The sequence below is a fragment of the Streptomyces sp. ICC4 genome (assembly GCF_003287915.1).
Taxonomy (GTDB): Bacteria; Actinomycetota; Actinomycetes; order Streptomycetales; family Streptomycetaceae; genus Streptomyces; species Streptomyces tritrimontium.
This window is the reverse complement of sequence record NZ_CP030286.1, coordinates 643,548-667,084: the sequence shown is the minus strand read 5'-3', so window position 1 is coordinate 667,084 and position 23,537 is coordinate 643,548. Positions and strand designations below refer to the sequence as shown.

Sequence of the window (23,537 nt, the reverse complement as noted above, 5' to 3'; positions counted from 1 at the left end):
CGTGCCCGCCGGCTCACCCCTGCGTTTTGTACAGGGGGCTCTCGGGGGCGGGCGCGTCGCCTGCGGCTCTGTTACTACCCAGAGTACGCGCCCGTGACCTCGCCGGTTCCCGGGGCGGGCCACCGAACAGCGCCCTCCGTACGTCGGCCCGCGCCTCGCGGACCGCGAGGCGGGAGGTGTGCCACAGGGCGCGCAGGGTGCGGCCGACGGGGGCGATGGCCTGCCGGTGCACCGCGCGGGCCGCGCGGCGGACGGCGTTCGCGGCGGGAGTGAGCACGTGGCGGAGCAGCCAGGCGGCGGGCCGCACGACGAGCCACCGCCAGATCCGGACGAGCCCGCGCCCCAGCGCCCGGCTCGCGCGGCCCGCGAGGTGCCAGGCGCTGACGAGCAGCCGACCGAGCGGGGCGAGCAGGTAGGCGTACAGCCCCCGGCAGACCGGGGCGAGGACGTACCGCCACAGCGCGGCCCAGGGCCAGACGAACACCGCCATGACCAGCCAGGTCACGACGGCCGCGATCCCCCGGGCCAGCCAGAGCAGTCCGTGCCCGAGCGGGACCAGGAGGTACCGCCACAGCGCCCGCGCCGGCAGGACCACCAGGTACCGCACGCCGCCGGCGACCAGCCGGGCGGTCCCGCGCCCGACCGGCGCGAGCACGTACTCCCAGAGCGGCACCAGCACGTACCGCCACAGCCCGGTCGCCAGCACCCGGCCGGCCCACCCGAGCGCCCGGCCCGCCGGCCGCAGCAGGTAGGCGAGGACGGCCTGCCCCACGGGGACCATGACGTACCGCCAGAGCCCCACCCAGGGCCAATAGAAGACCAGCTTGAGCAGTCCCCCGACCAGCCACCCGATCCCGCGCAGCACCGGCAGCACGGCCTGTTCGTGGAACCAGCGCAGCCCCCGCCCCACCGGTCCGAGGACGCTGCGGTTCAGCAGCCGCGCGAACGCGACGAGCAGGTCCCAGACCACCCGTACGGGCAGCACGATCAGCACGGCCACGATCTTCACGGGGATCCGCACGACCCCGACCAGGCACCCGTCACCCTGCGGCAACGGCTGCGACTTCTCCAGTTCCATGCCCCTAAGGACACACCACGCCCCCGCGCCGTTCCCCGGGGCCTCCCCTTCACATGAATGTGCCCCCCACCGTTCCCGGTGGGGGGCACAGACGGGGCGGGCCTCAGCCCCGGGTCACTTCACCACCGACAGCGGCAGCAGCTTCTTGCCCGTCGGGCCGATCTGGATGCTCGTATCGAGCTGAGGACACACGCCGCAGTCGAAGCACGGGGTCCAGCGGCAGTCCTCGACCTCGGTTTCGTCGAGGGCGTCCTGCCAGTCCTCCCAGAGCCAGTCCTTGTCGAGGCCCGAGTCCAGGTGGTCCCAGGGCAGGACCTCCTCGTAGGTGCGCTCGCGCGTCGTGTACCAGGCCACGTCCACGCCGTGGGCCGGCAGCGTCTTCTCCGCCGCCTGCATCCAGCGGTCGTACGAGAAGTGCTCGCGCCAGCCGTCGAAGCGGCCGCCCGACTCGTACACGGCGCGGATGACGTCGCCGACGCGGCGGTCGCCGCGGGACAGCAGGCCCTCGACGACGCCCGGCTTGCCGTCGTGGTAGCGGAAGCCGATGGAGCGCCCGTACTTCTTGTCCCCGCGGAGCTTGTCCCGGAGCTTGCCCAGGCGGGCGTCCGTCTCCTCCGCCGACAGCTGCGGCGCCCACTGGAACGGGGTGTGCGGCTTCGGCACGAACCCGCCGATCGACACCGTGCAGCGGATGTCGTTCTGGCCGGAGACCTCGCGGCCCTTGGCGATGACGTTGACCGCCATGTCGCCGATCTGGAGCACGTCCTCATCGGTCTCGGTCGGCAGGCCGACCATGAAGTACAGCTTCACCTGGCGCCAGCCGTTGCCGTACGCCGTGGCGACCGTGCGGATCAGGTCCTCTTCCGAGACCATCTTGTTGATGACCTTGCGCATGCGCTCGGAGCCGCCCTCGGGGGCGAAGGTCAGACCGGACCGGCGGCCGTTGCGGGTCAGCTCGTTCGCGAGGTCGACGTTGAAGGCGTCCACGCGGGTCGACGGGAGGGACAGGCCCACCTTGTCGTCCGCGTAGCGGTCGGCCAGGCCCTTGGCGATGTCCGCGATCTCGGTGTGGTCGGCCGAGGACAGGGACAGGAGGCCGACCTCTTCGAAGCCCGTCGCCTTGAGGCCGCGCTCCACCATCTCGCCGATGCCGGTGATGCTTCGCTCCCGCACGGGGCGCGTGATCATGCCGGCCTGGCAGAAACGGCAGCCGCGGGTGCAGCCGCGGAAGATCTCCACGGACATGCGCTCGTGGACGGTCTCGGCGAGCGGGACCAGGGGCTGCTTGGGGTAGGGCCATTCGTCGAGGTCCATGACCGTGTGCTTGGACACGCGCCACGGCACGCCGGAGCGGTTCGGGACGACACGGCCGATGCGGCCGTCCGGCAGGTACTCCACGTCGTAGAAGCCCGGCACGTAGACGCCGCCGGTCTTCGCGAGGCGCAGGAGGACCTCCTCGCGCCCGCCCGGCCTGCCCTCGGCCTTCCACGCGCGGATGATCTCGGTCATGTCGAGCACGGCCTGCTCGCCGTCGCCGATGATCGCGCAGTCGATGAACTCGGCGATCGGCTCGGGGTTGAAGGCCGCGTGGCCGCCCGCGAGCACGATGGGGTGGTCGACCGTACGGTTCCTCGCCTCGAGCGGGATGCCCGCGAGGTCCAGGGCCGTCAGCATGTTCGTGTAGCCGAGCTCGGTGGAGAAGGAGAGCCCGAAGACGTCGAAGTCCCCGACCGGACGGTGGGAGTCGACGGTGAACTGCGGCACCTTGTGCTCGCGCATCAGCTCTTCGAGGTCCGGCCACACGCTGTACGTGCGCTCCGCGAGCACGCCCTCGCGCTCGTTCAGCACCTCGTACAGGATCATGACGCCCTGGTTGGGTAGCCCGACCTCGTACGCGTCCGGGTACATGAGCGCCCAGCGCACGTCGGCGCTGTCCCAGGGCTTGACGGTCGAGTTGAGCTCACCGCCGACGTACTGGATCGGCTTCTGGACGTGCGGAAGCAAAGCCTCGAGCTGAGGGAAGACCGACTCGGTCATCACGCGACTTTCTGAAGCGGGCAGGGGGCGACTCTCAAGCGTACCCCGAGGGCCGGTAGCCCCCCGCCCGAAGATCAGCCGCGCAGCGCCCCCGCCTGAGCCGCGGTTCCCGCCCACACCTCGGGCAGTTCCCGCTCGCGACGGGCGGACAGAGCTTCCTCGCGGGCGTAGAGCACGCCCCAGGTGAAGGCCGACTCCCCCGCGCCGGCCGACTGGACCCCGAGTCCGCGCAGGGCCTCGCGGGCGACGACGCTGTCCTGGTGGTCGCCGAGCAGGTTCTGCACCGCCTTCACCGCCTTGGCCAGGCGCCGCGCGGGCTTGCCGAGGGCGGGCGCCGCCGCCTCCGCCGCGTACCGGGCACGCTTCGCCGCCTTGCGGGCTTCGTGCAGGGCCAGGTCGCGCGGCTCCCCCGGGTCCAGGGCCAGGGCGCCTTCGACCCGGTCGGCGAGGCGCCCGTAGTCGGCGAGGACCGCGGCGGACAGGGCCGTCTCGGCGGGCCGGCCGGCGGCCTTCCGCAGGGGCGGGTCGGCCAGCAGGGCGTCGAGGGCGTCCAGCAGGGCCACGTACCGCCTGCTGTCGAGGGCGGCCAGGGCGGCCCTGCGCGAGCCGGTGCGGCGGGTGGTGTGCCAGATCTTCAGGCGGCCGCCGACCGGGCCCAGCCGCAGGGTGCGCGGGAGCTCGCCGAGGCGGGTCTGGATCCGCTCCAGCAGGACTTCCTGATCGCGGTCGATGCCGAGCTCCGCGGCGAGCCAGCGCAGCTCCTCGCCGACGGGTCCGGTCTCGGCGGGGTCGAGGACGCGTCGGTAGGTCTTGAAGGCGCTGCGCAGCCGCCGGGTGGCGACGCGCATCTGGTGGACGGAGTCGGGCAGGCCGCGGCGGACTGCGGGGTCCTGGGCGATCAGGGTGTCGCGCTGTTCGTGCAGGTACGCGAGGACGTACGCGCCGGTCGCGCCCCCGGCGGGGTCGGGCGGCCCGGGGCGCGCCGGGGGCCGCGCGCCGGTCTCGTCCAGCGCGCGGGCGAGCTTCGAGGGCGCGTCCGAGACGCGCAGTCCGGCCTTGCGGAAGGCCTTCTCGACGGCGTCGAGCAGTTCGGGGTCGATGCCGTCGGCGAGTTCCACCTCGACCTCGGTCCAGGCGGCGGTGGCGCCCTGGCGCTCGGCGCGCACGGCGTCGGTGGACAGTTCCGCGAGGAGGGCTCCGCCGGCGTCCAGGAGATGGCTGACCTTGCGCGAGGACAGGAGCCTGACCTGCGGTTCCAGCGGGGCGTCGCGGAGGCGTGAGCGCAGCAGGGCGGTCAGCGCGGGCGGCACGGTGTCGCTGAGGGGGGTGGTGATCTCGTCGCGGACCCCGGGGGCGACGGGCAGTTTGAGGTGCCAGCCGGCGTCCTTGCCGCCGGTGCGGCGGCGCAGGGTGAGCCCGTCGGCGGCGAGCCGCTGGTCGGGGGTGTCGTAGTAGACGGCGTCGAGGTCGACGGTGCCCTGGTCGGCGACGGCCGCGATGGCGGCCGTGCCCGTCAGGTCCGGCACCCCGCGCCGGGCCTGCTTGACCGTGGAGAACTCGAACTTCCGCTCGATCTCGCGCTTCGTATCCGCCATGAATCGAACTTAGTCCTGAACGGACGGCCACGTGAAGGCGAACGGGGAGAGCGGCCGAAAGCGGCCCCCGGTCGTCCGGTCAGGCCGACATCGGCCGCTGCACCCTGATCGACTGGAGCAGCCCGATGGCCACCCACACGGCGAACATCGACGATCCTCCGTACGAGACGAACGGCAGCGGGAGCCCGGCCACCGGCATGATGCCCAGGGTCATGCCGATGTTCTCGAAGGACTGGAAGGCGAACCAGGCGATGATCCCGGCGCACACGATCGTCCCGTACAGCTCGGTGGTCTCGCGGGCGATGACGCAGGCCCGCCAGAGGATGACGCCGAGCAGCACGAGGATGAGCCCCGCGCCGACGAAGCCGAGCTCCTCGCCCGCGACCGTGAAGACGAAGTCGGTCTGCTGCTCCGGCACGAACTGGCCGGTGGTCTGCGAGCCCTTGAAGAGCCCGGAGCCGGTCAGTCCCCCGGAGCCGATCGCGATGCGCGCCTGGTTGGTGTTGTAGCCGACGCCGGCGGGGTCGAGCTCGGGGTTGGCGAAGGCCGCGAAGCGGTTGATCTGGTACTCGTCGAGGATGCCGAGCTGCCAGATCAGGATGGCGCCGGCGGCGCCCGAGCCGAGTAGGCCGACCACCCAGCGGTTGGAGGCGCCGGAGGCCAGCAGGACGCCGAGCACGATGACGACCATGACCATGACGGAGCCGAGGTCGGGCATCAGCATGACGATGCCCATCGGGGCGGCGGCGAGGCAGAGCGCCTTGACGACCGTGCGGTGGTCGGGGTGGACGAGGTCGCCCGCGTCCACCCGGGCCGCGAGCAGCATCGCCATGCCCAGGATGATCGTGATCTTCACGAACTCGGAGGGCTGGAGCGAGAAGCCGCCGCCGATGACGATCCAGGCGTGGGCGCCGTTGATGGTGGCGCCGAGCGGGGTGAGCACGGCGAGGATCAGCACCACGGAGAGCCCGTACAGGATCGGTACGGCGCCGCGCAGGGTGCGGTGGCCGAGCCAGACGGTGGCGATCATCAGCACGAGGCCGATGCCGGTGTTCATGGCGTGCCGGAAGAGGAAGTAGTACGGATCGCCGTTGTTCAGCGAGGTCCGGTTGCGGGTCGCCGACCACACCAGCAGGGCGCCGAGGAGGGAGAGCGCGAGCGCGGAGAGGAGTATCGGCCAGTCGAGGCGGCGCACCACGGAGTCGCGCGCGGTGAGCTTGGCCATCGCCCCGCGCTCCGGCGCGTACCGGGATACGGAGAACTTGTTCGCGGTCTGCATGTCTGTTTCGGTCCTCAGTCGTGCTGCGCGGGGCGCGCGGCGGGCGGGCCGGCGAGCGCGGGCGGCGCCAGCTCCTCCGGGGACGGCGGCACGTACGGCCGGATCTCGGGGGAGTCGATGGAGCCGTCGGGGCGGATCCTGGGCAGTTTCGCCTCGGGTCCCAGCAGCAGGGCCTTCTTCACGTCCTGCTTGCCGGCCATGTCGAGGCCGTAGATGGCGTTGTAGATGTTGCGGACGGCGGGGCCGGAGGCTCCGGAGCCGGTGCCGCCCTGCGAGATCGTCATGACGATCGTGAAGTCGTCGGTGTAGGTCGCCAGCCACGAGGTGGTCTGCTTGCCGTAGACCTGGGCGGTGCCGGTCTTGGCCCGCATCGGGATCTTGTCCAGCGGCCAGCCGCCGAACCGCCAGGCGGCGGTGCCGCCGGGCTCGACGACCATGCGCAGGCCCTTGTCGAGGTCCCTGACGGTCTGGGCGTCGATCGGCAGCCTGCCGTGGGACCTGGGCTTGATCATCTCGACGTGCTTGCCGTCGGGGCTGATCACCGCCTTGCCGACCGTGGGGTCGTAGAGCGTGCCCCCGTTGCTGATGGCGGAGTACGCGGTGGCCATCTGGATGGGCGTGACGAGGACGTCGCCCTGGCCGATGGCGAAGTTGATGCTGTCGAACGCCTTCAGCTGGTTGCCTTCGAGACAGCTCTCGTAGGCGATCTGCTCGACGTAGGTGCCGCCCTTCTTGCCCTGCTTGCACCAGGAGTCCTTGTTGGCCGCCCAGAAGTTCTTCTTCCACCGGCGGTCGGGGATGCGGCCGGTGACCTCGTTCGGCAGATCGATCCCGGTCTCGGAGCCGAGGCCGAATTCACGGGCGGTCCGGTAGAACCAGTCGTGGGCGTCCTTCTTGGGCTTCAGGCCGCCGTCGCGCTGCCACTCCTTGTGCCCGAGGGCGTAGAAGACGGTGTTGCAAGAGAACTTGAGGGCCTCGCCGAGGCTGATGGGGCCGTGCCCCTTCGACTCGAAGTTCGCGAAGCTCCGGTTGCCCATGCTGTAGGAAGCGCTGCAGTTGTACTTGTCGTCGAAGGCGTAACCGGCCCGCACGGCCGCGCTCGCCGACACCACCTTGAAGATGGAGCCCGCGGGGGCCTGGCCCTGGATGGACCGGTTGAGCAGCGGGTAGTTGGAGTTCTTGCTGGTGAGGTTGGCGTAGTCCTTGGCGGAGATTCCACCGACCCAGGCGTTGGGGTCGTAGTCGGGTTGCGAGGCCATCGCGACGACGCGGCCGGTCTTGGTCTCCATGACGACGACGGCGCCCGAGTCGGCCTCGTACTTGCGGCCGGTGATCTTGTCGGTCTCCTGGCGAACGGTCTTCATCGCCTGCTGCAGCTCGAATTCCGCGACGGACTGGACCCGGGCGTCGATGCTGGTGACGAGGGTGGATCCGGCGACGCCGGGGTCGGACTGGGTCTGGTGCATGACCCGGCCGAGGTTGTCGACCTCGTACGAGGTGACTTGCGCCTTGCCGCGCAGGTACTTGTCATACGTGCGTTCGATCCCGGAGCGGCCCACCTGATCGGATCGCAGGTGCGGCGAGTCGGTGTCCTTGGCCTTCTGGATCTCCTCGTCGGTGACCGGCGAGAGATAGCCGAGCACCTGTGCGGTGCGGGCCCCGGCGGGTGCCGGGTAGCGGCGGACGGCGGTGGGCTCCGCGGTGACGCCGGGAAAGTCCTCCGGGCGTTCGCGGAGCTGCAGCGCCTGCTGCGTGGTGGCTTCGAGCGTGATCGGAATCGGCTGGTACGGGGAGCCGTTCCAGCAGGGCGCCGGGGTCTCGGAGTCGCAGAGGCGGACTTTCTCCATGACCTCCTTGGGGGTCATGTCCAGGACGCCGGCGAGGCGGGTCATGACGCCCTTGCCCCGGTCCTTCATCTTCATCAGCGCCGTGCGGCTGGCGGAGACGACCAGGCGGGTCTCGTTGTCGGCGAGCGGAACCCCGCGGGCGTCGAGGACCGCCCCGCGCACAGCGGGCTGGACGACCCGCTGGACGTGGTTGCTCCTCGCCTCGTGGTAGTACTCGTCGCCGTTGCGGATCTGGAGGTACCACAGGCGCCCGCCGAGGGTGAGCAGCAGGGAGAAGACGAGGACCTGCATGATCACCAGCCGGATCCGCACCCGGGAGGTGCGGCCGGTCTCAGGAATGTTGGTCACGCGGACTCCTCCCTCACAGCTTCTTGACGCTCTTCACACCCTTGATGCCCTTGACGCCCTTTATCCGGCCGGCCCGGTTGGCACGGCTGCGGGCGGTCTTCATCCGCAGGCCGCCGCGCTGGCTGCCGATCCGCAGTCCGGTGCCGCCGGCCAGCCAGCCGGAGGCGATGTCCTTGCCGGCCGGGGGCCCGCCGTTGGCGTCGACGGCCATCGGGTCGTTCTCGGCGCGGCGGGCCAGGGCCATGATGAACGGCACGGTGAAGGGCGCGAGCAGCAGGTCGTAGAGGACCGCGGTGAAGAGCAGTCCGGTCAGGCCCACGTGGCGGGCGGCGGTGTCGCCGACCAGGGCGCCGACGCCCGCGTAGAGCAACGTGGAGGCGAAGGCGGCGCCGACGACGGTGAGCATCGGGCCCCAGGCGGAGCGGAACCGCCCGGTGTCGGGGCGGACCAGGCCGGCGACGTAGCCGATGACGCAGAGCACGAGCGCGTAGCGTCCGGCGGCGTGGTCGGCGGGCGGGGCCAGGTCGGTGAGGAGGCCGGCGGCGAAGCCGATGAGGGCGCCGCTGACGCATCCGTACACGAGTGCGAGGGCGACGACGGTGAGGAGGACCAGGTCGGGGACGGCTCCGGGAAGTCGGAGCCGGCCCAGGATGGAGACCTGGACGACGAGGGCGACGACGACGAGCGTGCCCGAGAGCAGGATCCGGTTGAAGCGCATGGTGGTCGGCTCCTAGTCGTCGGCCGGCTTGCCGGGCGCGCTGGCCGACGGCGTGACCGTGACGGTGACCGTCGGGGTGGGCTTGGGCGCCTCGGGCTTGGGCGGCAGTACGGCGTCGCGCGGGTCCTCGCGCGGGGGCATCACCACGACGCCGACGATGTCCAGGCGCGAGAAGCCGACGAAGGGGCGGACCCAGACGGTACGGGTCAGGTCGCCGCGCGAGGGGTCGACCTTGACCACCTCGCCGATCGGGACGCCGGGGACGAAGGGCTTGTTGCCGCGCGAGCCGAAGGTGACGAGGCGGTCACCTTCGTTGATCTTGGCCTTGCCGTTGAGCATCTGCACGGACAGCGAGCGGTCGCCCTGTCCGGTGGCGAAGCCGAGTTCGCCGGTCTTCTCCAGCCGGGTGCCGACGGTGAAGTCGGGGTCGTTGGCGAGGACCACGGTGGCGGTGTCGGGGCCGACGGTGGCGACGCGTCCGACGAGTCCGTCCCCGTTCAGGACGGTCATGTCACGCTCGATGCCGTCCTTGCTGCCGGCGTCGATGGTGACGGTCCAGGAGAAGCCCTGGGCCGCTCCTATGGCGATGACCTCGGCGCCCTTGATGCCGTACTGCCCGGCGCCCGCCCGCTTGAGCATCTCGTCGAGCTCGCGGATCCGGCTGCGGGTCTGGTCGTCGCTGCCGAGCTTGGCCTTCAGTGCCGCGTTCTCGCGCTCCAGCGAGGCGATGCGGTTGTGCCGCTCGCCGGAGTCCCGTACCGCCCCTATGGCGTTGGCGACCGGGTCGACACCCCTCGCCACGCCCTTCTCGACCGGCCCGAAGACCGCTGCGGCGGCCTGCCGGGCACCGTCGACCGGCGACTCCTCGCCCGTCCTGATGTCCACCGTGATCAATGCGAACGCGATGGCGATCAGAAGCACCAGGAGCAGCCGGCTTTCTCGTGTGTCCCTCACGTGCGGCGGCCGTGCCTTCCTCATAGTTACCTGTGCGGCGAAGCCGCTCCGGTGGAGCCGGGGCTCGCAACGGGCCGTGCGGCAAAGCCGCTCCGGTGGAGCCGGGGCTCGCAACGGACCTTGCCTGTATATCAACGATCCGCCGCACGGGCCCGGTAGCACCCGTACGGCGGATCATTTGTGTTCCACCGGCCGGCGGCGGGGCGACTCAGCGTCGGGGCTGGGCGTCCAGGACCTGCTGGAGCGCCTCGAACTCCTCGACGCACTTGCCGGATCCGAGGGCGACGGAGTCGAGCGGGTCCTCGGCGATGTGGATGGGCATGCCCGTCTCGCGGCGCAGCCGCTCGTCGAGGCCGCGCAGCAGGGCGCCGCCACCGGTGAGGACGATGCCGCGGTCCATGATGTCGCCGGAGAGCTCCGGCGGGCACTTGTCGAGGGTGGTCTTGACCGCGTCGACGATGGCGTTGACCGGCTCCTCGATCGCCTTGCGGACCTCGGCAGCCGAGATCACGACGGTCTTGGGCAGCCCGGAGACCAGGTCGCGGCCGCGGATCTCGGTGTGCTCGTCCTTGTCGAGGTCGTACGCCGACCCGATGGTGATCTTGATCTGCTCGGCGGTGCGCTCGCCGAGGAGGAGCGAGTACTCCTTCTTGATGTGCTGGATGATCGCGTTGTCCAGCTCGTCTCCGGCCACCCGGATGGACTGTGCCGTGACGATTCCGCCGAGGGAGATGACGGCCACCTCGGTGGTGCCGCCACCGATGTCCACGACCATGTTGCCGGTGGCCTCGTGGACGGGCAGGCCCGCGCCGATGGCGGCGGCCATGGGCTCCTCGATGATGTGCACCTGGCGGGCGCCGGCCTGCGTGGACGCCTCGATGACGGCGCGGCGCTCCACTCCCGTGATGCCGGAGGGCACGCAGACCACAACGCGCGGACGGGCCAGGTAGCGGCGCTTGTGGATCTTGAGGATGAAGTACCGGAGCATTCGCTCGGTGATCTCGAAGTCGGCGATTACGCCGTCCTTGAGGGGCCGAACGGCGACGATGTTGCCGGGTGTGCGCCCGATCATCTTCTTCGCCTCGGTGCCGACCGCCAGGATGCCGCCGGTGTTCGTGTTGATGGCGACCACGGACGGCTCGTTCAGGACGATTCCCCGGCCCCTCACGTACACCAGCGTGTTGGCGGTCCCGAGGTCGATCGCCATGTCACGGCCGATGAACGACATGTAGTTCCCCTTGTTCCCCATGAGGAGCGTCTGGCCTTCCAGTTGATAGCGGCTGCTGTCAGGTCGGCGAGGTGGGTGTGTGGGTGGAGGCCCCATCGTAGTGCCGCAAGTACGGACACCGCGCGACGGGACTCCGGCAAGCCCGCCGGAATGGATACCCGCCCCCTTAGTGGTGACGTCGTGTCCTGTCGATGCGTTCCCGGATATGTCCGGTAATACCAAAGGGCGACCGAAATTACTTCGGTCGCCCCAGGTCATGAGCGCTATTCGGCTGATGTTGCGTCAGTGAAGAGTGATCACAGCGCGGGGAAGAACAGCTTCAGCTCGCGCTCCGCGGACTCCTCGGAATCCGAGGCGTGGATCAGGTTCTCCCGGGTGACGGTGCCGAAATCGCCCCGGATGGAACCGGGTGCCGCGGCGATCGGGTCGGTGGGGCCGGCCAGCTGGCGGACACCCTCGATCACGCGTTCCCCTTCGACGACCAGGGCGACGACGGGACCGCTCGCCATGAAGCCCATGAGCGGCTCGTAGAACACCTTGCCCTTGTGCTCGCCGTAGTGCGCCTCCAGGGTCTCCTGGTCCAGCGTGCGCAGCTCCAGCGCGGCAATGGTCCAGCCGGCCTTCCGCTCGATGCGGCCGACGATCTCGCCGATCAGGCCGCGACGGACGGCGTCGGGCTTGAGGAGGACGAGCGTGCGCTGGGTCATGTGGGTAACTCCTTGCGGCATACGGGTGCGGTCCGACGAGGCTACAGGGGACCGGGACCCCGCCGGGGCGGGGCCTTCGCGGGCCCCTTCCCCGAGCGTCCGGCTACGCCTCGGTCCGGGCTTCCGCCTGGGCCGCCCAGCCCGCCTTGATCGTGTCGATCCTGCGCCCGTAGTGGACCGAGCACCACCACAGGCCCGCGAACACCGCGCCCAGGAAGAACATCGTCGGGACCACGAAGCCGCTCAGGATCAGGCCGATCTGCAGGGCCCAGCCGATCTGCACGGCACCCGGCCGCGACAGCATCCCGCACAGCAGGACCGACAGCAGCATCACGGCCCCGCACACCGACCAGACCGCCGCCTGGCCCAGGTCCGGGTCCTTCATGGCCACCAGACCCGCGAACCCCACCACGAAGAACTCGCCGATCAGCGTCGAAGCACACAGCGTGCGCATTCCCTCAGCCCCTCTTCAGCAGCAGGCGGGCCTCGCCCACCGTGATCACGGACCCGGTCACCAGGACCCCGGCCCCTCCGTACTCCGCCTCTTCCTCCGCCAGGGTGATCGCCGCCTCCAGGGCGTCGTCCAGCCGCGGCTCCACCTGCACCCGGTCCGACCCGAAGACCTCGATCGCGACGGCCGCCAGGTCGTCGGCGGACATCGCCCGGTGGCTGGTGTTCTCCGTGATCACGACCTCGGCGAAGATCGGCTCGAAGGCCTCGAACAGCCCCCGCGCGTCCTTGCCCTCGCTCGCGCCCACGACCCCGATCAGCCGGCTGAAGCCGAAGGCCTCGGTCACCGCCTCCGCCGTGACCAGCGCCCCGGCCGGGTTGTGCGCCGCGTCCAGGACCACCGTCGGACTGCGCCGCACGACCTCCATGCGGCCCGGCGAGGTCACCGAGGCGAACGCCTTGCGCACCGTGTCCGCGTCCAGCACCCGCGCGTGGTCCGCGCCGACCCCGAAGAAGGCCTCGACCGCGGCCAGCGCCACCGCCGCGTTGTGCGCCATGTGGGCGCCGTGCAGCGGCAGGAAGATCCCGTCGTACTCGCCGCCCAGGCCGCGCAGCGTCAGCTGCTGCCCGCCCACCGCGACCTCGCGGCTGACGACGCCGAACTCCATGCCCTCGCGGGCCACCGTCGCGTCGACCTCGACGGCCTTCTTCAGCAGCACCTGCGCCGCGTCCACCGGCTGCTGCGCCAGGATCACGGTGGCGCCCTGCTTGATGACCCCGCCCTTCTCCGTGGCGATCTCACCGGGCGTGGAGCCGAGCCGGTCCGTGTGGTCCAGGCTGATCGGGGTGACCACCGAGACCGCGCCGTCGATCACGTTCGTCGCGTCCCAGGTGCCGCCCATGCCGACCTCGACCACGGCCGCGTCCACCGGGGCGTCCGCGAAGGCCGCGTAGGCCATGCCGGTGAGGACCTCGAAGAACGACAGCCGGAACTCCTCGGCCGCGTCCACCATCTCCACGTACGGCTTGATGTCGTGGTAGGTCTCGACGAACCGCTCGGCGGTGATCGGCGCCCCGTCCAGGCTGATCCGCTCGGTGACCGACTGCACGTGCGGGCTGGTGTAGCGGCCGGTGCGCAGCTCGAAGGCGTTCAGCAGCGACTCGATCATGCGGGCGGTGCTCGTCTTGCCGTTGGTGCCGGTGACGTGGATGGAGGGGTACGCGCGCTGCGGCTCGCCCAGGACGTCCATCAGCGCGGCGATCCGCGTGACGGACGGCTCCAGTTTGGTCTCGCCCCAGCGGCCGGCCAGCTCCTCCTCCACCTCCCGCAGCGCCTCGGCCACCTCGGGATCGGCGGGCACGTCGGGCACCGGCTCGCCCTGGGGTGGACCGGACTGCGCGCGCAGGGTCCGGCTGCCCGCAGCGATCACCGCCAGGTCGGGGTCGCGGTCGGACTCTTCCGCCACGATCTGGTCGAACTCGTCGAAGCGGTCATCGTGGCTCTCGGGCTGCTGCTCACTCACGGGACCAGTCTACGGACGAAGGCCGCCAGGACTTTCGGCCCGGTCGCTTCAGGACCTTCGGCGGCGAATGCGACCGGATCGTTATGCAAGCCTTGCGGGCAGGAGATAGGGGAATAAATGCCGCAGGCGCGCAGTGAAAAAACGGGGCCCGACAAGACACCTTCCAGCCGCGACATAGGGATCGACCTGGGCACCGCCAACACCCTCGTCTACGCACGCGGACACGGAATCGTCCTCAATGAGCCGTCCGTGGTGGCGGTCAGGGCCGGCACGACCACGGCCCTCGCCGTCGGCAAGGAAGCCAAGGAGACCATCGGCCGCACCCCCGGCTCCATCACCGCCATCCGCCCGCTGAAGGACGGCGTGATCTGCGACTACGAGGCCGCCGAGGAGATGATCCGGCACTTCGTCCGCAAGGCCGTCCCCGGTCGGCGGGTGCGCACCCGCATGGTGATCTGCGTTCCGTCCGGGGTCACCCCGGTCGAGCGGCGGGCCATCGTGCACGCCTCCACCCGGGCCGGCGCCAAGACCGTCCACCTCATCGAGGAACCCATGGCCGCGGCGATCGGAGCCGGGCTGCCGGTGTCCGAACCGCGCGGGTCGATGGTCGTAGACATCGGCGGCGGCACCTCGGAGGTCGCCGTCATCTCGCTGGGCGGCATCGTCACCTCCCAGTCGCTGCGGGTCGGCGGCGACCGGCTGGACGCCGCGATCATGGACTACGTCCGCAAGGAGCACGCCCTGCTCATCGGCGAGCGCACCGCCGAGGACGTCAAGGTGGCCATCGGCTCGGCCTGGCCGGTGCCCGACCGGCCGGAGCTGGAGACCCGCACCTTCACCGTGCGGGGCCGCGAGAAGGTCGGCGGCATGCCCAAGACCCTCGAGCTCGGCGCGGCCGACGTGCGGGCGGCCCTCGACGAGCCCGTCGAGGCGATCATCGCCGCGGTGCGCACCACCTTGGAGGAGTGCCCGCCCGAGCTGTCCGGCGACGTCATGGAGCACGGCATCGTCCTGACCGGCGGCGGCGCGCTGCTGCCCGGCCTGGACCTGCGGATGGCCTCCGCGACCGGGATCCCGGTCTTCGTCGCGGACAACCCGCTGGACTGCGTGGCCCTGGGCTCGGGCCGGTGCGTGGAGGACATGGACACGCTCAGCAGCCTGCTGGCACCGGCGAAGGCCTAGCCCTTCGGGAGGGTGGCGACGACCTCGTACGCGTCGTCCGTGCGCGTCGCCGTCAGGGTCCCGCCCAGGCTGCGCACGCGTTCGGACATGCTCGCGGTCCCCGAGCCCGCCGAGACCGGGGCCCGGGTCGGGTTGCGCTCCGGCAGCCCGTTGCTCACGGCGATCCGCAGCTGCGGCCCGTCCGCCGTGATGGACACCTCGATGGTCTCGCCGCGGGCGTGCTTGGCGGCGTTGGTCAGGCACTCCTGCACCACGCGGTAGACCGCCGCCTGCCGCAGCGGCGACAGCCCGTGCACGTCCGGATCCAGATGGAGCCGTACGGGGGAACCCGCGCGCCCGCTCTCCTGCGCGAGGGCCGCCAGCCCCTCCACGCCCGGGGTCGCGGCCCGCTCCCCGCGCTGCACGATGATCTCGTTGAGCACCAGGTGGGCCCGGCGGGCGGTGTCGGCGAGCTCTTCGAAGTCCTTCGCGTACGCCGTCTCGCGCGCCCGCATCGACAGCACCTCGGAGCGGACGGTGAGCAGGGTCAGCTCGCGCCCGACGAAGTCGTGGACGTCGCGGGCGACGGAGGTCCGCTCCTGCTGGACGGCCTGCAGCACGGCGGACTCGGCGCGCCGGGTGTCCAGCTCGCGCACGAGGTCGTGGCGGTAGGCGGCGATGCCGACGGCCGAGGCAAGGACGCCGATGGGCACGACGAGGCTGAGGAAGGAGCTGAGCGTCTCGGCCCGCGGCTCGGACCAGCCGGGCACGGCGAACGCCACCAGCGCGAAGGCCACGTACCCGAGGGTGGCCAGGACTCCGGCGCGGCGCCCCCGGTAGCGGCCGACGGAGTACAGGGCGAACTGGATCAGGGTGAGCTCGTGCAGCCAGCCGATGAAGAGCAGTGCGGTGAGGTACGCCACCCAGGGAGCGCGCCGCCGCACCAGCAGGCTGAGGCAGCCCGCGGCGAGCACGACGGCGGCGAGCGGGCCGGTCAGGGAGTTGTCGGCGGCGGCCAGACCCGGCAGGTCCAGCGCCATCAGGGCGAAACACCCGCTTGCCGTGAGCATGTCCATCGCCCGCGGTGACCCGGCCCAGCTCCCGGTGAAGCGGCGGCCGGAGGCCGCGGCCCAGTGGAGCGCCGAGGCGACGGGCTTGACGTGCATGCCACCCATCATCCGTGGTCACCGGACCGGATCCGCGACGGCGCCGCCCCGCGGCCAGTGACATACGGCACTTCGGATGTGTCCGGACATGGCCGGATGGCCCTGCCGCCGCGGCACCCCGTTTCGTAGCGTGAAAGGAATGAGCCCCCGAACCAGCCCCGGCAAGATCCCCGGGCATCCCGGCCCCGACCGCCCCTCCCCGGGGCTCCCGCTGCTCCTGCTCATCGGCGGCGTGATCGGCACGCTGGCCTCCGGCATCCTCACCTACGACCGCATCCGCACCCTGGAGGACCCGCTCTTCACCCCGGGCTGCAACGTCAACGCGGTCCTGAGCTGCGGCGACGTGATGACCACCTGGCAGGGCAACCTGCTCGGCTTCCCCAACATGCTGCTCGGCATCGCCGGCTTCGCGGCGCTCGCGGGGCTGGGCGCGGCCCTGGTGGCCGGCGCGGTGTTCCCGCGGTGGCTGTGGCGCGGGCTGTGGGTGGGGATCGCGGGCGGCTTCGCCTTCACGCTGTGGCTGATCAGCCAGTGCCTGTACGTGATCGGGGCGCTGTGCCCGTGGTGCATGGTCGTCTGGGCGGTGGTCATCCCGCTGTTCTGGTACGTCACCCGCCACCTGGCCCCGGCCTGCTCCCGGCTGCGGGCGCTCCCCCACTGGCTGGTGCCGCTGGCCGCGTACGGGGTGCTCACCGCGCTGATCCTGACGGAGTTCGGCGAGCGGCTGCTGTGACGCCGGGCCCCTGACGGGGAACAGATACCGCGAAGGCCCTCACGTCGACCGACGGCGTGGGGGCCTTCGCATGCGCGCTGCCTAAGCGGCGGGCAGGGTGTCCAGCTGGACCTTGAGCCGGGCGATGTCGGCCTCGGCCTTGGTCAGACGGCCCTTGATCTTGTCCACGACGTTGTCGGGGGCCTTGGCGATGAACGCCTCGTTCCCGAGCTTCGCCTCGGCCTGCTGCTTCTCCTTCTCGGCGGCGGCCAGGTCCTTGCTCAGCCGCTTGCGCTCCGCCTCCACGTCGATGGTGCCCGACAGGTCGAGCGCGATGGTGGCTCCGCCGACCGGGAGGGTCGCGGTGGCGCTGAAGTCGTCACCCTGCGGCTGGAGGCGCAGCACCTGGCGGATGGCGGCCTCGTGGGCGGCCAGCGCGGTGGCCGACAGGTCCAGGCGGGCCGGGACCTTCTGCTTGTCGTCGAGGCCCTGCTCCTTGCGGAACCGGCGGACCTCCCTGACCAGGCTCTGGACGGCCTCGATCTCGGCCTCGGCGGCCGCGTCGCGGAAACCGCCCGGGGCGTCAGCCCCAGGAACGGACACAGCCTTCGGCCAGTCGGCGATCACCAGGGACTCGCCGCCGGTCAGCGTGGTCCACAGCGTCTCGGTGACGAAGGGGACCACCGGGTGCAGCAGCCGCAGCATGACGTCGAGGACCTCGCCGAGGACCCGGCCCGAGACCTTGGCCTGCTCGCCGCCCGCGAAGAAGGTCGTCTTCGACAGCTCGACGTACCAGTCGAAGACCTCGTCCCACGCGAAGTGGTAGAGGGCGTCGGCCAGCTTCGAGAACTGGTAGTCCTCGTAGTACGCGTCGACCTGCGCGACCGTCTTGTTCAGACGGGACAGCACCCAGCGGTCGGTGGCGGACAGCTCCTCGACCGGCGGCAGCTCGCCCTCGATCGTGGCGCCGTTCATCATCGCGAAGCGGGTGGCGTTCCAGATCTTGTTGGCGAACTTGCTGGAGGCCTGGACCCAGTCCTCGCCGATCGGGACGTCGGTGCCGGGGTTGGCGCCCTTGGCCAGGGTGAACCGGACGGCGTCGGAGCCGTACTTGTCCATCCAGTCCAGCGGGTCGACGACGTTGCCGGCGGACTTCGACATCTTCTTGCCGCGCTCGTCGCGGACCAGGCCGGTCAGCGCGATCGTCTTGAAGGGCGCCTCGCCGTCCATGGCGTACAGGCCGAACATCATCATCCGGGCGACCCAGAAGAAGATGATGTCGTGGCCGGTGAGCAGGACGTCGGTGGAGTAGAACTTCTCCAGGTCCGGGGTCTTCTCCGGCCAGCCCAGCGTCGAGAAGGGCCACAGGCCGGAGGAGAACCAGGTGTCGAGGACGTCGGTGTCCTGGACCCAGCCCTCGCCGGTGGGCGCCTCGTCGTCGGGTCCGACGCAGACGACCTCGCCGGCCGGGCCGTACCAGATCGGGATGCGGTGGCCCCACCACAGCTGGCGCGAGATGCACCAGTCGTTGAGGTTGTCGACCCAGTCGAAGTAGCGCTTCGACATCTCCTCGGGGTGGATCGAGACCCGGCCGTCGCGCACCGCGTCGCCGGCGGCCTTGGCCAGCGTCTCGACCTTGACCCACCACTGGAGGGACAGGCGGGGCTCGACGGTGGTGGAACAGCGCGAGCAGTGCCCGACGGAGTGCATGTACGGACGCTTCTCGGCGACGATCCGGCCCTGCTCGCGCAGCGCGCCGACGACCGCGGAGCGGGCTTCGAAGCGGTCCAGGCCGAGGAAGGGGCCGTGGACGGTGATGACGCCGCGCTCGTCCATGATCGTCATGTTGGCCAGGCCGTGGCGCTGCCCGATCGCGAAGTCGTTCGGGTCGTGCGCCGGGGTCACCTTGACGCAGCCGGTGCCGAACTCCGGGTCGACGTGGGTGTCCGCGACGACCGGGATGGAGCGGTCGGTGAGCGGCAGCTTGATGAGCTTGCCGACCAGGTGCTTGTAGCGCTCGTCGTCCGGGTGGACCGCGATGGCCGTGTCACCGAGCATCGTCTCGGCACGCGTGGTCGCGACGACGAGCGTGTCGTCGCCCTCGCCGTACTTGATGGAGACGAGCTCGCCCGCGTCCTCCTGGTACTCCACCTCGATGTCGGAGATGGCCGTCAGACAGCGGGGGCACCAGTTGATGATGCGCTCGGCACGGTAGATGAGCTCGTCGTCGTAGAGCTTCTTGAAGATCGTCTGGACGGCCTTGGAGAGGCCCTCGTCCATGGTGAAGCGCTCACGGGACCAGTCGACGCCGTCGCCGAGACGGCGCATCTGGCCGAGGATCTTGCCGCCGTACTCTTCCTTCCACTGCCAGACCCGCTCGACGAACTCCTCGCGGCCCAGGTCGTGGCGGGACTTGCCCTCCTCGGCGAGCTGCTGCTCGACCTTGTTCTGGGTGGCGATACCGGCGTGGTCCATGCCGGGCAGCCACAGCGACTCGAAGCCCTGCATGCGCTTGCGGCGGGTCAGGGCGTCCATCAGCGTGTGCTGGAAGGCGTGCCCCAGGTGCAGGGAGCCGGTGACGTTCGGCGGCGGGATGACGATGGTGTACGCGGGCTTCTCGCTCGCGGCATCGGCCGTGAAGTACCCACGCTCTACCCAGCGCTCATAGAGCTTCCCCTCTACCTCGGCCGGCGCGTAGGCAGTCGGCAGTTCGGAGTCGGGGCGGCTGGGTGTCTGCGTGTTCTCGGTCACGAGCCACAGTTTAGAGCGGTAACAGTCCAGTCATGAAACCGGCTTTCCCAGGACCCGGCGCCCTTCGCGGCGCCGCCTTCCGCCAGGATGTGTGGGACGCATAAAGCAACCTCATGGGGGGACGCGGGATGAGCTACAACCAGCCGGGGCCATATGGAGGCCAGCAGCCGCAGCAGCCCGGGCCTTACGGGCAGCAGCCGCAGCAGCCGCCGGGGCAGCCTGGGCAGCCGGGGCCCTACGGGCAGCAGCCCGGGCCGTACGGCCAGCAGCCCGGCGCGCAGCCCGGCTACGGGTACCCGCAGCAGGCCCCTCAGGGAGTGCCGCAGCAGGGCTACCCGCAGCAGCAGCCCCCGTACGGCGGCTACCAGCAGCCTGCCCCGTACGGCGGCACGCCCCCGAAGAAGTCCAAGGCCGGCGTGATCATCGCCGTGGTCCTGGCGGTCGCCGTGATCGGCGGCGCCGGCTGGTACTTCACGGCGGGCGGCGGCGCGGGCGCCTCGATCTCGGCCGACACCAAGGGCTACAAGCTGGTGGCTCCGGCGACGGTGGACGACTTCAAGAAGGACCCGAAGTACAAGGACCCCGATTTCAGCGACAAGGACAAGAAGGAAGCCGAAGGGGTCGGCATCAAGAACCCCACCCAGGTGGGCATGAACTACCAGGCCGGTGACCCGAAGAACCCGCTGACCACCAAGGGCCTGAACTTCTCGGGGCTCTACGGCGACGTCACCGACCCGGAGAAGTCCGTGGACGCGTACTTCGCCATGGCCAAGCTCAACGCGGCCAAGGACGGTTCCACGAAGGTGGAGTTGGTCGGAAGCCCCCAGGCGAAGACCCCGGCGGGCTTCAAGGGCGCGGTGCTGAAGTGCCAGGAGATGAAGCTCATCTCCACGAGCACCACGGAGAAGGGGCCGAAGGAGTTCACCGTGCCGATCTGCGTGTGGGGTGACTACAGCACCCTCAGCATGGTCGGCGCCACCGACGTGGCGTCGATCCTGGCCGGCAAGCCGGGCTACACCCTGGACCAGACCGCGGAGCTCGCCGCGAAGCTCTACAACACCGCCCGCGTCAAGAAGTAGCGGGGACGGACGGCACGGCCACACACGCAGAAGGGGCGCCCCAGTCGGGGGCGCCCCTTCTGCGTGTGTTCCGGCGTACTACGCCGACTTCTCGTGCGGGCCCTGGTCCTTCGGGACGATCCGCGGGACCAGCGTCGGGTTGACGTTGGAGCGGACGACATCGGCGCTGATGACCACGCGGGCCACGTCCTTGCGGGACGGGACCTCGTACATCACCGACATCAGGACCTCTTCCATGATGGCGCGCAGGCCTCGCGCGCCGGTCTGGCGGAGGATCGCCTGGTCCGCGATGGCTTCCAGCGCCTCGCGCTCGAAGTCCAGCTCCACACCGTCGAGTTCGAACAGCCGCTGGTACTGCTTCACCAGGGCGTTGCGCGGCTCGATGAGGATCTGGAGCAGGGCCTCGCGGTCCAGGTTGTGGACCGAGGTGATGACCGGGAGACGGCCGATGAACTCGGGGATCATCCCGAACTTCACCAGGTCCTCCGGCATGACCTCCTGGAACTGGTTGCTCGCCTCGATCTCGCGCTTCGAGCGGATCGTCGCCCCGAAGCCGATGCCCTTGGCGCCGGCGCGGGACTCGATGATCCGCTCCAGGCCGGAGAAGGCGCCGCCCACGATGAACAGCACGTTCGTCGTGTCGATCTGGATGAATTCCTGGTGCGGGTGCTTGCGGCCGCCCTGCGGCGGTACGGAAGCGGTCGTGCCTTCCAGGATCTTCAGGAGGGCCTGCTGCACGCCCTCACCGCTCACGTCGCGCGTGATCGACGGGTTCTCGCTCTTGCGGGCGACCTTGTCGATCTCGTCGATGTAGATGATCCCGGTCTCGGCCTTCTTGACGTCGTAGTCCGCCGCCTGGATCAGCTTGAGCAGGATGTTCTCGACGTCCTCGCCGACGTACCCGGCCTCCGTCAGCGCCGTCGCGTCGGCGATGGCGAACGGAACGTTGAGCATGCGGGCGAGCGTCTGGGCCAGCAGCGTCTTGCCCGAGCCCGTGGGGCCCAGCAGGAGGATGTTGGACTTCGCGAGCTCGATCGCGTCGTCCCGGCCCGTCCCGCCGCCGTTCTCGCCGGCCTGGACGCGCTTGTAGTGGTTGTACACAGCGACGGAGAGCGCCTTCTTCGCCGGCTCCTGGCCGACGACGTAGCTCTCCAGGAACTCGTAGATCTCACGGGGCTTGGGAAGTTCTTCCCAGCGAACCTCGGAAGTCTCCGCGAGCTCCTCTTCGATGATCTCGTTGCAGAGGTCGATGCACTCGTCGCAGATGTACACACCGGGTCCCGCGATGAGCTTCTTCACCTGCTTCTGGCTCTTTCCGCAGAACGAGCACTTGAGCAGGTCGCCGCCGTCACCGATGCGTGCCACGAGGTGCTTCCCCTTCGCCTGGGAGACGCCTGGTTCAGCGCTCCTGGTGCCTCATATCCGACGGTACCTTGCCGGGGGCCCCGTGCGGGGCCCCCTTGACGTGGTTCACATCGCCCAATCCGGCGACGTGCCCACGCCAACAGTCGGCAAGGATCAGTGCGAAGTCTTGCGGGTGGCGACGACCTGGTCGATCAGGCCGTACGCCAGCGCGTCCTGCGCCGTCAGGATCTTGTCGCGCTCGATGTCGTCGCGGATCTTCTCGATCGGCGTCGAGGAGTGCTTGGCCAGCATGTTCTCGAGCTGGTCGCGCATGCGCAGGATCTCGTTGGCCGCGATCTCCAGGTCGGAGAGCTGCTCGCGGCCGGTGCCACCCGAGGGCTGGTGGATCAGCACGCGGGCGTTCGGCAGCGCCATGCGCTTGCCGGGGGCGCCGGCGGCCAGCAGGACGGCGGCGGCGGAGGCCGCCTGGCCCATGCAGACCGTCGAGATGTCCGGCTTCACGAACTGCATCGTGTCGTAGATCGCCGTCAGCGCGGTGAAGGAGCCGCCGGGGCTGTTGATGTAGAGGTAGATGTCGCGGTCCGGGTCCATCGACTCCAGGCACAGCAGCTGCGCCATGACGTCGTTGGCGGAGGCGTCGTCGATCTGCACGCCGAGGAAGATGATGCGCTCCTCGAAGAGCTTCGCGTACGGGTCGTACTCGCGCACGCCCTGCGAGGTGCGCTCGACGAAGCGCGGCACGACGTAGCGGTTGTCCACCGGCGCGCCGGTGTAGAGGCCGCTCGCGGGAGAAAGGTTGTTCAGGTGCATCTGGGTGTTCACCATCCTGGTGGCGTTCTGCGGGCTGAGGCTTGCCTGGTGCGGGCGGGCGTACGAGCTCCCGAGCGGGATCTCGCGCGCCGGGGCCGGGATCAGGCCCCGGTGCCACCGCCACCCGGGACCAGCGACGCGGCGGAGATGATCTCGTCGATGAGGCCGTAAGCCTTGGCCTCTTCCGCCGTGTACCAGCGGTCGCGGTCGCCGTCGCGGATGATCGTCTCCACGCTCTGGCCGGAGTGGTGGGCCGTGATCTCAGCCATGCGCTGCTTCGTGCGCAGCAGGTACTGGGCCTGGATCTTGATGTCCGAGGCGGTGCCACCGATGCCGGCGGAGCCCTGGTGCATCAGGATGTCGGTGTTCGGGAGCGAGAAGCGCTTGCCCGCGGTGCCGCCGGTGAGCAGGAACTGGCCCATCGAGGCCGCCATGCCCATACCGATGGTGACGACGTCGTTCGGGATGTACTGCATGGTGTCGTAGACCGCCATGCCGGCCGTCACCGAGCCACCGGGGCTGTTGATGTACAGGTAGATGTCCTTCTCCGGCTCGGCGGCCAGGAGGAGGAGCTGGGCGGTGATCTTGTTGGCGATGTCGTCGTCGACCTGCTGGCCGAGGAAGATGATGCGCTCGCCGAGCAGCCGGTTGTAGACATGGTCGCCGAGGCCGCCACCGATGGACGGCTCACCCGCGGCGTAAGGCTTCAGATTCGTCACGTATCCACCT

At 70.2% G+C, this 23,537-nt stretch carries 19 protein-coding genes; 3 read left to right on the top strand and 16 right to left on the bottom strand.

From position 1 onward, the window contains the following. Positions 1-13: 13 nt before the first annotated feature. The 11 genes from DRB89_RS03140 to DRB89_RS03090 form a co-directional block, all read right to left on the bottom strand. The gene (locus DRB89_RS03140) at positions 14-1,078 is read right to left on the bottom strand and encodes a hypothetical protein (protein WP_112446571.1); all 1,065 of its coding nucleotides are present in this window, start codon (positions 1,076-1,078) and stop codon (positions 14-16) included. Between the two features lie 114 nt (positions 1,079-1,192). Beyond that, complete coding sequence (locus DRB89_RS03135) at positions 1,193-3,118, bottom strand: TIGR03960 family B12-binding radical SAM protein (RefSeq protein WP_204357617.1); 1,926 nt, start codon at positions 3,116-3,118, stop codon at positions 1,193-1,195. 71 nt (positions 3,119-3,189) lie between these two features. Beyond that, positions 3,190-4,710, bottom strand: a complete 1,521-nt coding sequence (locus DRB89_RS03130; RefSeq protein ID WP_112446569.1) for a CYTH and CHAD domain-containing protein — start codon at positions 4,708-4,710, stop codon at positions 3,190-3,192. 79 nt (positions 4,711-4,789) lie between these two features. Next, a complete protein-coding gene (gene rodA, locus DRB89_RS03125; protein WP_112446568.1) occupies positions 4,790-5,989 on the bottom strand; it encodes a rod shape-determining protein RodA in 1,200 nt (399 codons plus the stop codon). Between the two features lie 14 nt (positions 5,990-6,003). Further along, on the bottom strand, positions 6,004-8,184 hold the full coding sequence (mrdA, locus tag DRB89_RS03120; RefSeq protein WP_112446567.1) for a penicillin-binding protein 2: 2,181 nt from the start codon (positions 8,182-8,184) through the stop codon (positions 6,004-6,006). A gap of 13 nt (positions 8,185-8,197) precedes the next feature. Next, positions 8,198-8,902: a rod shape-determining protein MreD gene (gene mreD / locus DRB89_RS03115; RefSeq protein WP_112446566.1), complete on the bottom strand. Its 705-nt coding sequence runs from the start codon at positions 8,900-8,902 to the stop codon at positions 8,198-8,200. Positions 8,903-8,914: 12 nt separating this feature from the next. Next, positions 8,915-9,856, bottom strand: a complete 942-nt coding sequence (gene mreC / locus DRB89_RS03110) for a rod shape-determining protein MreC (RefSeq protein WP_112446565.1) — start codon at positions 9,854-9,856, stop codon at positions 8,915-8,917. Between the two features lie 208 nt (positions 9,857-10,064). Then, positions 10,065-11,084, bottom strand: a complete 1,020-nt coding sequence (locus DRB89_RS03105; RefSeq protein ID WP_112453164.1) for a rod shape-determining protein — start codon at positions 11,082-11,084, stop codon at positions 10,065-10,067. Positions 11,085-11,380: 296 nt separating this feature from the next. Further along, positions 11,381-11,791 (bottom strand): nucleoside-diphosphate kinase, encoded by a 411-nt coding sequence (gene ndk, locus DRB89_RS03100; RefSeq protein WP_112446564.1) that lies wholly within the window; start codon positions 11,789-11,791, stop codon positions 11,381-11,383. A gap of 103 nt (positions 11,792-11,894) precedes the next feature. Further along, a complete protein-coding gene (locus DRB89_RS03095; RefSeq protein WP_112446563.1) occupies positions 11,895-12,245 on the bottom strand; it encodes a DUF4233 domain-containing protein in 351 nt (116 codons plus the stop codon). A gap of 4 nt (positions 12,246-12,249) precedes the next feature. Continuing rightward, on the bottom strand, positions 12,250-13,764 hold the full coding sequence (locus DRB89_RS03090) for a folylpolyglutamate synthase/dihydrofolate synthase family protein (protein ID WP_112446562.1): 1,515 nt from the start codon (positions 13,762-13,764) through the stop codon (positions 12,250-12,252). A 117-nt stretch (positions 13,765-13,881) separates the two neighbouring features. Between DRB89_RS03090 and DRB89_RS03085 the strand changes: the two genes are divergently transcribed. Continuing rightward, a complete protein-coding gene (locus DRB89_RS03085; RefSeq protein ID WP_112446561.1) occupies positions 13,882-14,946 on the top strand; it encodes a rod shape-determining protein in 1,065 nt (354 codons plus the stop codon). Here DRB89_RS03085 and DRB89_RS03080 read toward each other — a convergent pair. Beyond that, positions 14,943-16,091, bottom strand: coding sequence for a histidine kinase (locus tag DRB89_RS03080; protein WP_112446560.1), 1,149 nt, complete (start codon positions 16,089-16,091; stop codon positions 14,943-14,945). The genes DRB89_RS03085 and DRB89_RS03080 overlap by 4 nt on opposite strands. A 139-nt stretch (positions 16,092-16,230) precedes the next feature. On the opposite strand from DRB89_RS03080, the gene DRB89_RS03075 reads away from it, so the two are divergent. Further along, on the top strand, positions 16,231-16,824 hold the full coding sequence (locus DRB89_RS03075) for a vitamin K epoxide reductase family protein (protein WP_112446559.1): 594 nt from the start codon (positions 16,231-16,233) through the stop codon (positions 16,822-16,824). A gap of 81 nt (positions 16,825-16,905) precedes the next feature. Here the strand turns inward: DRB89_RS03075 and DRB89_RS03070 are convergent, their stop codons facing one another. Next, positions 16,906-19,554, bottom strand: coding sequence for a valine--tRNA ligase (locus tag DRB89_RS03070; protein WP_112446558.1), 2,649 nt, complete (start codon positions 19,552-19,554; stop codon positions 16,906-16,908). A 128-nt stretch (positions 19,555-19,682) separates the two neighbouring features. On the opposite strand from DRB89_RS03070, the gene DRB89_RS03065 reads away from it, so the two are divergent. Further along, on the top strand, positions 19,683-20,633 hold the full coding sequence (locus tag DRB89_RS03065) for a hypothetical protein (protein ID WP_112446557.1): 951 nt from the start codon (positions 19,683-19,685) through the stop codon (positions 20,631-20,633). 78 nt (positions 20,634-20,711) lie between these two features. Here DRB89_RS03065 and clpX read toward each other — a convergent pair whose 3' ends face one another. From clpX to DRB89_RS03050, 3 genes are all read right to left on the bottom strand, one after another. Then, positions 20,712-21,998, bottom strand: a complete 1,287-nt coding sequence (gene clpX / locus DRB89_RS03060; protein ID WP_112446556.1) for an ATP-dependent Clp protease ATP-binding subunit ClpX — start codon at positions 21,996-21,998, stop codon at positions 20,712-20,714. Positions 21,999-22,151: 153 nt separating this feature from the next. Then, positions 22,152-22,823: an ATP-dependent Clp protease proteolytic subunit gene (locus DRB89_RS03055; protein ID WP_112446555.1), complete on the bottom strand. Its 672-nt coding sequence runs from the start codon at positions 22,821-22,823 to the stop codon at positions 22,152-22,154. A gap of 86 nt (positions 22,824-22,909) precedes the next feature. Further along, entirely contained in the window at positions 22,910-23,527 is a 618-nt protein-coding gene (locus DRB89_RS03050) for an ATP-dependent Clp protease proteolytic subunit (protein WP_112446554.1), read from the bottom strand. Positions 23,528-23,537 lie beyond the last annotated feature (10 nt).

What these genes read in the sequence shown, in the direction of transcription:
- ndk (WP_112446564.1), bottom strand. Translation starts at nt 11,791, where the DNA reads ATGACCCAGCGCACGCTCGTCCTCCTCAAGCCCGACGCCGTCCGTCGC.
- DRB89_RS03130 (WP_112446569.1), bottom strand. Translation starts at nt 4,710, where the DNA reads ATGGCGGATACGAAGCGCGAGATCGAGCGGAAGTTCGAGTTCTCCACG.
- rodA (WP_112446568.1), bottom strand. Translation starts at nt 5,989, where the DNA reads ATGCAGACCGCGAACAAGTTCTCCGTATCCCGGTACGCGCCGGAGCGC.
- DRB89_RS03075 (WP_112446559.1), top strand. Translation starts at nt 16,231, where the DNA reads ATGAGCCCCCGAACCAGCCCCGGCAAGATCCCCGGGCATCCCGGCCCC.
- mreD (WP_112446566.1), bottom strand. Translation starts at nt 8,902, where the DNA reads ATGCGCTTCAACCGGATCCTGCTCTCGGGCACGCTCGTCGTCGTCGCC.
- DRB89_RS03085 (WP_112446561.1), top strand. Translation starts at nt 13,882, where the DNA reads ATGCCGCAGGCGCGCAGTGAAAAAACGGGGCCCGACAAGACACCTTCC.
- DRB89_RS03080 (WP_112446560.1), bottom strand. Translation starts at nt 16,091, where the DNA reads ATGCACGTCAAGCCCGTCGCCTCGGCGCTCCACTGGGCCGCGGCCTCC.
- DRB89_RS03140 (WP_112446571.1), bottom strand. Translation starts at nt 1,078, where the DNA reads ATGGAACTGGAGAAGTCGCAGCCGTTGCCGCAGGGTGACGGGTGCCTG.
- DRB89_RS03105 (WP_112453164.1), bottom strand. Translation starts at nt 11,084, where the DNA reads ATGTCGTTCATCGGCCGTGACATGGCGATCGACCTCGGGACCGCCAAC.
- DRB89_RS03065 (WP_112446557.1), top strand. Translation starts at nt 19,683, where the DNA reads ATGAGCTACAACCAGCCGGGGCCATATGGAGGCCAGCAGCCGCAGCAG.
- DRB89_RS03055 (WP_112446555.1), bottom strand. Translation starts at nt 22,823, where the DNA reads ATGGTGAACACCCAGATGCACCTGAACAACCTTTCTCCCGCGAGCGGC.
- DRB89_RS03095 (WP_112446563.1), bottom strand. Translation starts at nt 12,245, where the DNA reads ATGCGCACGCTGTGTGCTTCGACGCTGATCGGCGAGTTCTTCGTGGTG.